A 12245-nucleotide genomic window follows, 5' to 3' on the forward strand; every position below is an offset into this window, starting at 1 on the left:
AACCCGCGAAAGGCTTGTCATGACCCGCACCGATCGGCTGACTGCCATACTCGACCTCCTGGCCGAGTCCGGCCACGTGGAAGTCGAGGACATCGTGACCCGCCTGGGCGTGTCACCTGCCACGGCCCGTAGGGATCTTGACAGCCTGGCCAAGCAGCGGCTGCTGAGCCGCACCCGCGGCGGTGCAACCACCGGGTCCGTCGCCTACGACCTTCCCGGCCGGTACAACCGGGACGACCACGCCGAGGCCAAGCAGGAGATTGCTTTGGCTGCTTCAGCGTTGATCCGTCCCGGTGCAGTCATTGGCCTCAGCGGCGGTACCACCAACACGGCATTGGCTCAGGTGCTCTCCACACGGGAAGACCTCAACGCGCCATCCCACACACCCACCCTTACCGTGGTCACCAATGCGATCAACATCGCCTCACAGTTGGCTGTCCGGCCGAACATCAAAATCATGGTCACCGGTGGGATCCTCAATCCGCGCTCCTATGAACTGGTGGGTCCGTACACGGACGTCATCATGCAAAAAGTTGCCCTGGATATTGCGTTCATTGGCGTCAACGGCGTGGACCCGGATCTCGGCCCCACCATTACGGACGAAGGCGAAGCCATGGTCAACACCGTGATGGCACGCAGGGCAACAGAATCCTACGTGGTGGCCGACTCCTCAAAAGTGGGCCGCCGTTCCTTCGCCGCCATGGCGGGCTACGATTTCAGGCACCTCATCACGGACTCCGGCATCAGCGCCGAAAACAAAGCGGCGTTTGAAGCCAAGGGAACGGAAGTCATCGTCGCGCCAGCCAGCTGATATTTGGCCGCAAGGAGAAGCTAGAAGCGCATCCTGGGTGCATGCAGGACCGAGTCGTCTATCTCCCTGGGCACCCACTGGCTGAACGGTATATCCAGGCTGTACTGGTCGTCGTCGTTCTTTATCAAGGTACGTAACTCGGCGTTGTCCGGGTTGTTGAGCGATTCGAAGTATTCCACGGTCCAGTGGAACCATCGCATGCAGAACAGGCGCATGGTCAGCCCGTGAGTCACCAGGAGCGTGTTGGGGGCGTACGTAGGCTTCTGCCAGTGCCGGTACAGCGTCTCCATGAAGGATGAAACCCGGTCGTACACATCCGAGCCGGATTCGCCCTCGCGGAACCGGTAGAAGAAGTGGCCGTAGAGGTTGCGCAGTTCCTTTTGGTCCTCGATCTCCCCGGCGATTTGAAAGTTTGCCCAGTCCTGCTCGCGAAGCCTGGGTTCCTCTATGACCCTCTCCACCAGGGAGCCGAGGTTCAGGGCTTCAAGGGTCTGATAGGCACGCAGGTAGGGGGAGACGTAGACGCAGACCTGCTCACCATCGAGCTTTCGGCGCAAATGTTCCCCGGCAATCCTCGCCTGCTCCACGCCTAAGTCCGTCAGTGGGATGCGGTAGTCCGGCACACGATTGTAGATGGAGGTGTCGGCATTAGCGGCAGACTGTCCATGCCGGATCATGAAGATTCTCTCGGGGGCGCCCATCCCACCAAGCATAGGGTGGCTGCCGTGCCAGGTCCGGCAAGGTGCGCTGTTCCCGGCAAAGTGGCAGGGAGTAAGGGCAAGATAGGAACATGTTCCTTGCTTCCCGCCGACGGCTGCGAGCCGAAGTACTTATTGTGCTGGGTTTGTCCCTGGGCCAGTCGGCCGTTTACTCCGTAGTGCAGCTGCTGGACAAAATGTCCCGGGCACCGTTGGCAGACGCCACATCAACGCTGAACCGATCCCAGAGCACGCGCGAGTACTTTGACCTCACGTACCAACTCCTGGACATCGTGTTCGCTCTGGTGCCGGTGGCCTTGGTGTTCTACTTCCTGTCCACCCACGCACCCGGACACAAGGACGGCGGCGGTGGCTCAGCCTTCGCACGGCTCGGCTTCAACTTTGCCCGCCCCGGCAAGGACCTTCTTCAGGGTCTTGGCCTGGCGGCTGTGATTGGGATCCCCTCGCTTGGCCTGTACGCCGCCGGCCGCGCCCTGGGCATCACCACGGCGATTGTGCCCAGCGGCCTGGACGCCTATTGGTGGACGGTGCCAGTGCTGATCCTCTCGGCCATGCGCCACGCGATCGTGGAAGAAGTGATCGTGGTGGGCTACCTCATGGACCGTTTTGGCAAGTTCGGCTGGAGCATGCCGGTAGCCATTGTGGTCAGTGCCCTCCTGCGGGGGAGCTACCACCTGTACCAGGGTTTTGGGCCCTTCATCGGCAACGTGGTCATGGGTTTGGTGTTCGCGTGGATCTATACCAAGACCAAGCGGGTCATGCCCTTGGTGATTGCCCACGCATTGCTGGACATCGTAGCGTTCGTAGGTTTCAGCCTGTTCGGCAAGGCTATAGGCCTCGGTTAGAGCGCACGTTAAAGGTATTCGGCCGCCATCGCTGGGTGACGTCATTGGCACCCGCTGATGGCGGCCGAAGTTTGGAAGGAACTGCTTTAGATGGTGACGGCTCCGGTAGCGGTTTCGAAAGTGACAGCCAGGATGCCGGGGGTGCCGTGCGGTGCCATCCACTGGACTGCGACATCCTCAAGCGGCTTTTCCACCGGTTCGCCCAACCACTCGGTGACGCGTTCAGCCGAGCCCGCAATGGTGAGGCTGGACATCTTGACGTCGCTCTCGTAAATCCTGGACGGGTGAAGTGAGGGGTCGCCCTCCCACTTGAGCAGGTACGGCACCTGGGGATCGGCGATCAAGCCGAGGATACCAATCTGCTGCCACACCAATTCGCGGCCGTCAGGGAACTTGCGGTTGCCCGGAACGGCGGAGCGGCCAAGGCGGTCCTCGAACGGGGCGAGGTCATCAACGGCGACGCACCAGCCCATCCAACCTCCACCGGCAGCCGACCGTGCACGGACGGCTTGGCCAAAGGGTGCTTTGTCGGAAGCAGGGTGGTCCAGGACCTCCACAACTTCCAGGTATTTGTTATCCGCGAGGGGAATGATCATGTTCCGGGTACCGAAGCGCGGGTGCACTCCGCCCCGGACAGCGTCCACTCCCAATGCCGCGGAAATTCGTTCGGTAGTGGCCAAAAGGCCATCTCGTTCACAGGCGTAAGAGACGTGATCCATGCGCATGGCTTCATCTTGGCACTTTGTGATCAGTGTCTCAGCTAAGTCAAGCCTAACTAAGGTGGGATGTATGTAACTTTCGCTATGGGCGTCATGCGAGGACGCTAAGAGACCGAAAGATTCCATCGGCGTCATAAAGCTGTTCTGACTTCCGGACAGTTCCTAGACTGGCCCCAGTTCAGCTGCACCACACTGCTTGCCAAACCCATGCGTCACGAACAGGAGAACTCCATGCCCCAAGGATGGTCTTTCGAAACCCGCCAAATCCACGCAGGCCAGGAGCCGGACTCAGCCACCGGAGCGCGCTCGCTTCCCATCTACCAGACCACGTCCTTCGTATTCCCCAGTGCCGAGAGTGCCGCCAACCGCTTCGCCCTGGCGGAGCTCGCACCCATCTACACCCGGATCGGCAACCCGACGCAGGATGCCGTGGAGCAGCGGATCGCGAGCCTGGAAGGTGGCCTGGGAGCACTCCTGCTTAGCTCAGGACAAGCCGCGGAGACGTTCGCCATCCTGAACATCGCTGAGGCCGGCGACCACATCGTGGCGAGCCCCAGCCTGTACGGCGGCACCTACAACTTGCTTGCACACACTCTGAAGAAATTCGGCATCTCCGTCACCTTCGTGGAGGACCCGGACAACCTGGAGCAGTGGCGTGACGCCGTCCAGCCGAACACCAAGCTGTTCTTCGGCGAGGTTGTCTCCAACCCGCGGCAGGACGTGCTGGACATCGAAGGCATCGCACGCGTCGCCCACGAGGCCGGCGTGCCCCTGATCGTGGACAACACCCTGTCAACGCCGTACCTCATTCGTCCCATCGAGTGGGGCGCCGACATTGTGGTCCACTCGGCAACCAAGTATCTGGGCGGTCACGGTTCCGCAATTGCCGGTGTGATTGTTGACTCCGGCAACTTCGACTTCGGCAAGGACCCGGAACGCTTCCCCGGCTTCAACACCCCGGACCCCAGCTACAACGGGCTGGTTTACGCCAGGGACCTCGGCAAGGACGGTGCGCTGGGTGCCAACCTCTCCTACATCCTCAAGGCCCGCGTCCAGTTGCTTCGTGATCTCGGCTCGGCCGTGTCTCCGTTCAACGCCTTCCTCATTGCCCAGGGGTTGGAGACCTTGAGCCTGCGCGTGGAGCGTCACGTAGCGAACGCCACCAAGGTGGCTGAGTGGCTTGAAAGCCACGACGACGTCGAATCGGTCGCCTACGCGGGCCTGCCATCCAGCCCGTGGTATGACCGTGGCCGGAAGTACGGACCCAAGGGGACGGGGGCAATCGTTGCCTTCAACATCAAGGGTGGCGTGGAAGCGGGCAAGCGTTTTGTGGATGGTCTGGAACTGCACTCGCACGTTGCCAACATCGGTGACGTCCGCTCGCTGGTCATCCACCCGGCGTCGACGACGCACAGTCAGCTGACCGCGGAGCAGCAGCTTGTTGCCGGCGTCAACCCGGGCCTGGTGCGCTTGTCCGTCGGTATCGAGCACGTAGATGACATCATCGCGGACCTCGAAGCCGGATTCCGGGCTGCCAAGGGCGCCTGACGCCCACGGCTCAACGCACCAGACCGACTGCCGCCCGCGCCGACGAAAATTCGCCGGGCGGCAGTGGCGGGTGCTCGTAGGCGAACGAAGTGACCTTTAACCGTCACACTGTTGTCACATTCTTCGCCAGAACCCCCCTGTGTTTCCTAGACTCTTCGTATTAGGTCATGAGTGCCAGCACACAGCCCCGGCTTGCTGGCCGGCAACCCTCCTCCGCGGTGGGGTGCCCCGGGTGAAGACCTGGCCTGTTCGCACGCAAGGCGACGGGCAAGCGCGAGGTTAAGGTGTCAAAGGAATGACCATTACTGCTACAGCCCTTCCAAAATCCGGAGAAGAAGACGGAACCGTCAAGTACGCCGGCATAGGCCCACTGGAACTTGAAGCCGGCGGATTCCTCCCCGACGTCGTACTCGCCTATGAGACCTGGGGGCAGCTGAACGCGGATGCCTCCAACGCGGTGCTCATCCAGCACGCACTCACCGGCAGTACGCACGTAGCCCGCGGAGCCACGGACGAGGAAGGATGGTGGGAGCAACTCGTTGGTCCGGGTGCCACCATCGACACCAACAAGTTCTTTGTCATCTCCATCAACATCGTGGGCGGCTGTTACGGCAGCACCGGTCCATCATCCGAAGCCCCGGATGGACGCCCGTGGGGCTCGCGATTCCCGCTGGTCACCCTGCGCGACAGCACAGAGGCAGAGTCGCGCCTCGCCGATACCCTGGGAATCGACGCCTGGCACGCCGTATTGGGCGGATCCATGGGCGGCGCACGCGCCCTTGAGTGGGCTGTGACATACCCCCATCGGGTCAAACGCTGCGCAGTCATCGCAGTAGGCGCCTACAGCACGGCCGAGCAGATTGCTTTTGCCCAAGCACAAACCCTGGCCATCAGGCAGGACCCGAATTTCAACAACGGCGACTACTACGGTGGCCCCGCGCCTGAGCACGGTTTGGCTTTGGCCCGGCGCATCGCCCACATCACCTACCGCTCGGCACTGGAGCTGGACGTCCGCTTTGGCCGGCAAGCCCAGCACCAGGAGACTCCGCTCGCCGCCGCAGCATTGGGCGAGCGGGGTCGGTATCAGGTGGAAAGCTACCTGGACCACCAAGGAACCAAACTGGTCCGCCGCTTTGACGCCAACAGCTACATCGCCATCACCGAGGCACTGATGTCCCACGACGTCACCAGGGGGCGCGGATCGTTGGAAGCGGCGCTTTCGGGTGCCACGGCGGATTTCTTCGTGGCGGCAGTGGACAGTGACAGGCTCTACTTCCCGGCCCAGTCCCGGGAACTGGCCGCTGCGCTCCCTGGCGAGGTGCCGGTCCACGTCATTGAAGCGCCGATTGGCCATGATGGCTTCCTCACCGAAATCGGCCAGCTCTCAGCCCAGCTCCGCGAAGCGTTTTTCGCCTAAACGCTGGTGTGCTGACCCTGCTTAAACGGCAAGGAACGTCCGATGCCAGGCAGTTCAGCCATTCATGATCTCGCCGCGCTGCCGCATGTAATCCTCCATGGCGATCTCGCCGTTGCTGAATTTTGTATCCAACTCGGCCAGCTTGCGAGCCCGGTATCCTTGCGGCTCGGACCCGCTCGTCGAGGCGAACGGGGTGGGGGAGGACGGGTTCGACGGCGGCACGGACTGCGGCGCGTCATCCACGGGGCGGATGACGGTGGGCTCGGACGGGTAGCCCGGGTAGCCCGGGTAGCCCGGCGAAGCGTACCTTTGCCCAGGGTAACTCTGTCCCGGGTAATCCTGCTGCTGGTAATTCTGCGGCGGATACCCCGGTCCCGGCAGGTTCTGCGGCGGGTACCCCGGGCCGCGGAAGGTGTCGTTCTGGATCCGGCGCGCCCGGGAGCGGTTGTACATGCGGATTCCGAGGGGAATCAGCCACGAGCAGACGATGATCCAGAAGATCAGATTGTTCACAGTGCAGGCCTCCTAGGTCTCACCCCAGCTTAGTCCTGTGCCCTTGGGCCGTTCCCGCCACGTCACACCAGCGTCACGTCCATGCCCAGGAACCGGCCATAGCGATCCACCTCGGTCTGCAGGGCGGCCTGCTCCTGCGCAGTGGCAGGTCGGTTCATTCGCACGTCCAGCTCGCAGACTCCGCCGGAGAATCCGTGACGCCACCATCCGGCCAACCGGCCATCCAGCAGGACCACGTGCATGGGTCCGTTGTCCTCTGGGAAGTATGGCGCCGTTCCGCCCAGGAAGTGCCGGGACTGCGAGTAGCCCATCACGTACTCGTCGTAGCACTGGATAAGGTCAATGCGCGGGAGCGCAGGGTCCGCAGTCGTCCAGGGATGGTCCCCGCTGGCGAGGGTGTCTACTTCCTCCGCAGCCAGATAATACTCAAGTCCATCGAGCAGAAGGGCGCCCAAGCTGCCGGGAGAGATGTCCTGGGCCACCTGGACTCCACGCTTCACGTCCTCCATGGTCAGCCTGGACCACACCGCACAGTCCTTCACGGTTGCGGGGCCCCGGCTGCTGAAGTATCGCAGCGCCAATTGCCCAAGTGCCTGTTCACGATCCTCCCCGGCCAACGGTGAGGTTAGGAACCCGGGAACGCGTTCCTCGAACAGGGCGTACGTCTGTTTCAGGGCACCGCCTGCGGATCGGACGGGGGACCCGCTGACCAGGACGCGGCTGATTTCGGCATGCATGAGGTGGTAGATGAAGCCCAGGCCCTTGCTGGGGAAACCCGCCCCTCCCAGGACCCGGGCCAGTTCCTCGCGTGTCTTGTGGGCCCCGTCCGCCACCGCAGCAGCCAGGATCTGGCCGCTCCTTGCAGCAGCGTCTTCATCGATTCCTGTTTGGCGATACATGCCTTTGTTGCCCTGGTGGAGGCGATCTGCGGACAATCCCATCAACCAGCCGAGGTCGTCCCGGTGCACAAAGTGCCAGGTGGGGCGCAGGATGTGTGTCCGCAGAATGGTTCCATCAGCTACGGCCTGCTCAACATCTGAGGCCGTGACCACCGGTGACGAGCCGGCGGAGCTTCTCTGTGCAAGGGTCCACCTCGCATAAGGGAACTCCTGCGACTGGACAGCCAGGAGGTTACGGACCACGTCCGCGGGGCCTCCGGCGTGGGGGGCCCGCAGTTGTTGCCGCCGGAGCCTTATCCGCCGGACGCTCTCCGCGGACAGGGAGCTACCACCCGGCATGGCGGACCTCGCGGCGAAGAAGCGTCACGTCAGCGGCGTGGCAGCAGGGTGCCGGTGGAACCGAAGACGGGACCCGGCGTCGGACGTTTTGGACTGATGCCATCGCCGGAGGACTGATGCCGAAGCCTCCGGATCACCCATGGGACAAAGTACTCGCGGGCCCAGACGAGGTCCGAAGACCTCGCCTCACGCCACGTGCGCGGCGGAAGGGACTTTGGCATCAGGGGCTCAAGAGTGTGGTGGACGTTCAGTGCGTCCAGCACCATCATGGCGATGGTGTGGTGGCCCAGCGGGGAGAAATGCAGGCGGTCGGCATCCCACATTTGGGGGTCTGCCAGCTGCCGCAAGGACCACATGTCAGCGATGATGGCGTCGTGGCGTGCAGCCACGGTCCGGAGGTTCTCGTTGTAAATGGCAACCTTGCCGCGGATACGCCCCAGAACCGATGCTGCCGTGTCCGGACCGTTGAAAAGGACCACGGTAGCGCCGCCGGAGCTCAGCTCAGCCACAGCGGCGTCGAGCTTTTCGGCCAATAGATCGGGATCCCCGCCTGGGCGGATGAGGTCGTTGCCGCCAGCTGAAATGGACACCAGGTCCGGCTGCAGCTCCAAGCACGGGCCCACTTGTTCATCGATGATCTGCTGCAACAGCCTGCCACGGATGGCAAGGTTGGCATAGGCGAAGTCGTCCTGGCCGCGGCCCAATTCCTCGGCCACTCGATCCGCCCAACCACGGTGACCGCCGGGGTTCCGGGGTTCGGGGTCGCCGATGCCCTCGGTGAAGGAGTCACCCAGGGCCACGTATCGGGTCCACGGGTGCTTTTGAACGGGTTCGTGGGGCTCCGGGACGGGCTCGCCCGGCTTCAGTAATGGATTGTTCTCACTCACGCTCATATCCTGCACCGTGACCTCGACCCTACGCCACCGTAGGTTGTTACTTGTGGGTAACTGCAAGAATGGACCCATGACTGAAGCACCCGCCTTTCCAGCCCCCGTTGTCCTGTGGTCCCACGACGAAGCCGAGCGCGCAGGCAAGCCCCTGTTGGTCCTGCTGCACGGCTACGGCTCCAACGAGGAGGACCTCTTCAGCTTGGCCGGGTTGCTTCCCCAAGGCTTCGTGGTGGCTGCCCTTCGCGCGCCGATGCCCATGGGGCCGGGCTTTACGTGGTTCCCCCTGACAGCATCCATCGACTACTCGCTGGACGCCGTGAAGCACGCAGCCGAGTATGCGCTCGAATGGCTGGACACGGTCAAAGCGAACCACTCGTCGGTGACATTGCTGGGCTTCTCCATGGGCATGGCCATGGCCACCACCATGCTCCGCTACCGTCCCGCGGACTTCGCCGCCGTCGTCGGGCTTTCAGGCTTTGTGATCGACGCCGGCGCTGACGCCGCCTTCCGGGACAGTGAACTGGACGGATCGTTGCCCATGTTCTGGGGCCGTGACCAGCAGGATCCCGTCATCACCCAAGACAAGATCGAATACACCATGGGTTGGGTACGCAAGCACGTTGACCTCACTAAAGTGCTCTACACGGGGATGTGGCACGGCATCAACCAGCAGGAGATCGGACACGTGGGCGAGTTCCTCACCCATAAGGTCCTCACTGATTGAGTTTTTGTACAGATAACGCCCCTAAGAGCCGTTCTGGAGGGCGTTATCTGTACAAAATCTCAGTGCGTCAGGCTGCGGTGATCCGGACCGTCTGGCCGTTGACGGTGACGGTATCTCCAACGTGGAGTTGGCGGCCACGGCGGTCATCGATTTCGTTGTTGACCTTAACCAAGCCGTTCTTGATGAGCTCCGTAGCTTCAACGCCGTCCTCCACTAGGTTGGCGAGCTTCAACAGCTGGCCCAGGCGGATCATGTCGTCGCGAATGGGGATTTCTTCAATTTCGGGGTTGCTCATAGAGCAATGATGCCTGAAGTAGTGTGGTGACGGTGCCGCAGCCTTCTCCCCGTCCCACCCTCCCGCTGGTCATTGGCCTCCCTATTGCCGTAGCGACAGGCCTGGTCATCCCGCTTCAAGCGCGGATCAACGGGGCCCTCGGCGCGAAACTGGACGACGGCATCGCCGCATCTGTGGTGAGCTTCACCACAGGGCTCCTGCTCATCAGCGCCATCTCGCTTGCCACGCCCAGGGGCAGGGCCGGCCTGCAGCGGATCATTCCTGCTGTCCGGAACCGCAGTTTTCCCCGCTTCTATGTCATGGCCGGTGCCATTGGCGCACTGTTCGTCTTTGCCCAGTCGTTCACGGTTGCCCTGTTGGGCGTTGCGTTGTTCACGGTCGCGGCCGTTACGGGACAAACGCTCAGTGGCTTGCTTGTGGACCGCATGGGAATCGGCCCGGGAGGGAAACGCGCCATCACCGGAGTTCGGGTCCTTGGCAGTGTCCTGACCGTGGCCGCCGTCGCCTGGGCTGTTTCGCCACGGTTCGGCGGCGACGCCGACGTCGCCTCGCTCGTTTTGCCCGTCCTCCTGCCGTTGGCTGCCGGTTTCTTCATGAGCTTCCAGCAGGCTATGAACGGCACCGCCACAGTGCATTATGGGACGCCCATTGCCGCCACCCTGGTGAACTTCATTGCCGGGTCAGCCATCTTGTGGATCGCGTGGATCATCAAGCTGTCCGTGGCCGGGCCGGGTAATCCGCTGCCCGGTGAGTGGTGGTACTACCTTGGTGGCCCCATGGGCTGCCTCTTCATTGGACTGGCGGCCCTGCTGGTCCGCAGCCTGGGCGTCCTGATCACGGGTTTGGGCATGATCGCCGGGCAACTGGTGGGATCGTTGGTGCTCGACGTCGTGATCCCCAGTCCCGGAGCGGTGGTCGCCTTGCCCACGGTGCTAGGTACGGTACTGACGCTCATTGCGATCATCGTAGCCACGTTGCCCTGGCCCAAGGGAGCATTCGCACGAAGATCAACGGCCAAAGGCCGGTAGGGTTAGAGGAACAACTTTCCCCCAGCACCCCGCCGGACAACCTCGTCCGGATTCCGGGGCAAACCACCGCGGACCGCACCCAGCGGCCCTGTAGAACAAATGGAGTTACCCATGGCAGCTAAATCCGTCCTTGACCAGGTCATTTCACTCTCCAAGCGGAGGGGCTTTGTCTTCCAGGCCGGTGAAATCTATGGTGGCTCCCGTTCTGCGTGGGACTACGGTCCCCTCGGTGCGGAGCTGAAGGAGAACATCAAGCGCCAGTGGTGGCAGAGCATGGTTCGCGGCCGCGAAGATGTTGTAGGTCTGGACTCCTCGGTCATCCTTCCCCGCCAGGTATGGGAAGCATCCGGCCACGTGGAGGTTTTCTCCGACCCCCTGGTTGAGTGCCTTTCCTGCCACAAGCGCTACCGCGCCGACCACCTCGAGGAAGAGTACGAGGAAAAGAAGGGTCGCCCGGCGGAAAATGGCCTGGCTGACATCGTCTGCGCAAACTGCGGCACCCGCGGCCAGTGGACCGAACCCCAGGAATTCTCCGGTCTGCTCAAGACTTTCCTCGGCCCGGTGGCCAGCGAGGAAGGCATGCACTACTTGCGTCCGGAAACGGCCCAGGGCATTTTTGTGAACTTCAACAACGTCCTGACCACGTCCCGGAAGAAGCCACCGTTCGGCATTGGCCAGATCGGCAAGTCCTTCCGTAACGAGATCACGCCGGGCAACTTCATTTTCCGTACCCGCGAATTCGAGCAGATGGAAATGGAATTCTTCGTCGAGCCCGGCACGGACGAAGAGTGGCACCAGTACTGGATGAAGGAACGCATGTCCTGGTACACAGGCCTGGGTATCCGTGAAGAGAACCTCCGATTCTTTGAGCACCCGCTGGAGAAGCTCAGCCACTACTCCAAGGGCACCACCGACATCGAATACCGCTTTGGTTTCCAGGGCTCCGAGTGGGGCGAGCTCGAGGGCATCGCCAACCGCACGGACTTTGACCTCTCCACCCATGCCAAGGCCTCCGGCACGGACCTGAGCTACTTCAACCAGGCCACCAACGAGCGTTACACCCCGTACGTGATCGAGCCCGCTGCCGGCCTGACCCGCTCCTTCATGGCCTTCCTGATCGACGCTTACACCGAGGACGAGGCACCCAACGCCAAGGGCGGCGTCGATGTCCGCACCGTGCTGAAACTGGATCCGCGCCTGGCTCCGGTCAAGGCCGCCGTCCTCCCGCTGAGCCGTAACGAGGACCTGTCCCCGAAGGCAAAGGCACTGGGCGCCCAGCTGCGCAAGAACTGGAACATCGACTTCGACGACGCCGGCGCCATCGGCCGCCGCTACCGTCGCCAGGACGAAATCGGTACCCCGTTCTGTATCACCGTGGACTTCGACACCCTGGAAGACCAGGCCGTCACCATTCGTGAGCGCGACACCATGAACCAGGAACGTGTGTCCCTGGACAAGGTTGAGGGCTACCTTGCAGCACGCCTGATCGGCGCCTAGC

General features: G+C 62.5%; 13 protein-coding genes and 1 riboswitch. Of the genes, 7 read left to right on the forward strand and 6 right to left on the reverse strand.

Annotated features, from left to right (window positions below; genetic code table 11):
• Positions 1 to 19: 19 nt before the first annotated feature.
• Entirely contained in the window at positions 20 to 811 is a 792-nt protein-coding gene (locus HAV21_RS21165) for a DeoR/GlpR family DNA-binding transcription regulator (RefSeq protein WP_166843056.1), read from the forward strand.
• A gap of 20 nt (positions 812 to 831) precedes the next feature.
• Here HAV21_RS21165 and HAV21_RS21170 read toward each other — a convergent pair whose 3' ends face one another.
• Entirely contained in the window at positions 832 to 1512 is a 681-nt protein-coding gene (locus tag HAV21_RS21170) for a histidine phosphatase family protein (protein ID WP_166843057.1), read from the reverse strand.
• Between the two features lie 89 nt (positions 1513 to 1601).
• Here HAV21_RS21170 and HAV21_RS21175 point away from each other — a divergent pair, with 89 nt between their 5' ends.
• On the forward strand, positions 1602 to 2375 hold the full coding sequence (locus HAV21_RS21175) for a type II CAAX endopeptidase family protein (protein ID WP_166843058.1): 774 nt from the start codon (positions 1602 to 1604) through the stop codon (positions 2373 to 2375).
• Between the two features lie 86 nt (positions 2376 to 2461).
• Here HAV21_RS21175 and HAV21_RS21180 read toward each other — a convergent pair whose 3' ends face one another.
• Positions 2462 to 3100 carry a VOC family protein gene (locus HAV21_RS21180; protein ID WP_043469963.1) on the reverse strand — a complete coding sequence of 213 codons (639 nt, stop codon included), beginning with the start codon at positions 3098 to 3100 and terminating at the stop codon, positions 2462 to 2464.
• Between the two features lie 201 nt (positions 3101 to 3301).
• On the opposite strand from HAV21_RS21180, the gene HAV21_RS21185 reads away from it, so the two are divergent.
• Complete coding sequence (locus HAV21_RS21185) at positions 3302 to 4642, forward strand: bifunctional o-acetylhomoserine/o-acetylserine sulfhydrylase (RefSeq protein ID WP_279539032.1); 1341 nt, start codon at positions 3302 to 3304, stop codon at positions 4640 to 4642.
• 163 nt (positions 4643 to 4805) lie between these two features.
• Positions 4806 to 4922: riboswitch (SAM riboswitch) on the forward strand.
• A 15-nt stretch (positions 4923 to 4937) separates the two neighbouring features.
• Entirely contained in the window at positions 4938 to 6059 is a 1122-nt protein-coding gene (locus HAV21_RS21190) for a homoserine O-acetyltransferase (protein WP_166843060.1), read from the forward strand.
• Positions 6060 to 6113: 54 nt separating this feature from the next.
• On the opposite strand, the gene HAV21_RS21195 is transcribed toward HAV21_RS21190, so the two are convergent.
• The 3 genes from HAV21_RS21195 to HAV21_RS21205 all read right to left on the reverse strand — a co-directional run bounded on the left by HAV21_RS21195 (position 6114) and on the right by HAV21_RS21205 (position 8703).
• Positions 6114 to 6572: a hypothetical protein gene (locus HAV21_RS21195; protein ID WP_166843061.1), complete on the reverse strand. Its 459-nt coding sequence runs from the start codon at positions 6570 to 6572 to the stop codon at positions 6114 to 6116.
• A 62-nt stretch (positions 6573 to 6634) separates the two neighbouring features.
• Positions 6635 to 7810: a winged helix DNA-binding domain-containing protein gene (locus HAV21_RS21200; protein ID WP_166843062.1), complete on the reverse strand. Its 1176-nt coding sequence runs from the start codon at positions 7808 to 7810 to the stop codon at positions 6635 to 6637.
• 29 nt (positions 7811 to 7839) lie between these two features.
• Positions 7840 to 8703, reverse strand: coding sequence for an SGNH/GDSL hydrolase family protein (locus HAV21_RS21205; RefSeq protein ID WP_223942156.1), 864 nt, complete (start codon positions 8701 to 8703; stop codon positions 7840 to 7842).
• 70 nt (positions 8704 to 8773) lie between these two features.
• Between HAV21_RS21205 and HAV21_RS21210 the strand changes: the two genes are divergently transcribed.
• Positions 8774 to 9424, forward strand: a complete 651-nt coding sequence (locus HAV21_RS21210) for a dienelactone hydrolase family protein (protein ID WP_166843063.1) — start codon at positions 8774 to 8776, stop codon at positions 9422 to 9424.
• A 67-nt stretch (positions 9425 to 9491) separates the two neighbouring features.
• Here HAV21_RS21210 and HAV21_RS21215 read toward each other — a convergent pair whose 3' ends face one another.
• The gene (locus HAV21_RS21215) at positions 9492 to 9719 is read right to left on the reverse strand and encodes an RNA-binding S4 domain-containing protein (RefSeq protein WP_062067368.1); all 228 of its coding nucleotides are present in this window, start codon (positions 9717 to 9719) and stop codon (positions 9492 to 9494) included.
• 23 nt (positions 9720 to 9742) lie between these two features.
• Between HAV21_RS21215 and HAV21_RS21220 the strand changes: the two genes are divergently transcribed.
• A complete protein-coding gene (locus HAV21_RS21220) occupies positions 9743 to 10747 on the forward strand; it encodes a DMT family transporter (RefSeq protein WP_142939732.1) in 1005 nt (334 codons plus the stop codon).
• 111 nt (positions 10748 to 10858) lie between these two features.
• Positions 10859 to 12244 (forward strand): glycine--tRNA ligase, encoded by a 1386-nt coding sequence (locus HAV21_RS21225; protein WP_166843064.1) that lies wholly within the window; start codon positions 10859 to 10861, stop codon positions 12242 to 12244.
• The last annotated feature ends 1 nt before the right edge of the window (position 12245 follow it).

Source organism: Paenarthrobacter sp. MSM-2-10-13 (assembly GCF_011605365.1).
GTDB lineage: Bacteria > Actinomycetota > Actinomycetes > Actinomycetales > Micrococcaceae > Arthrobacter.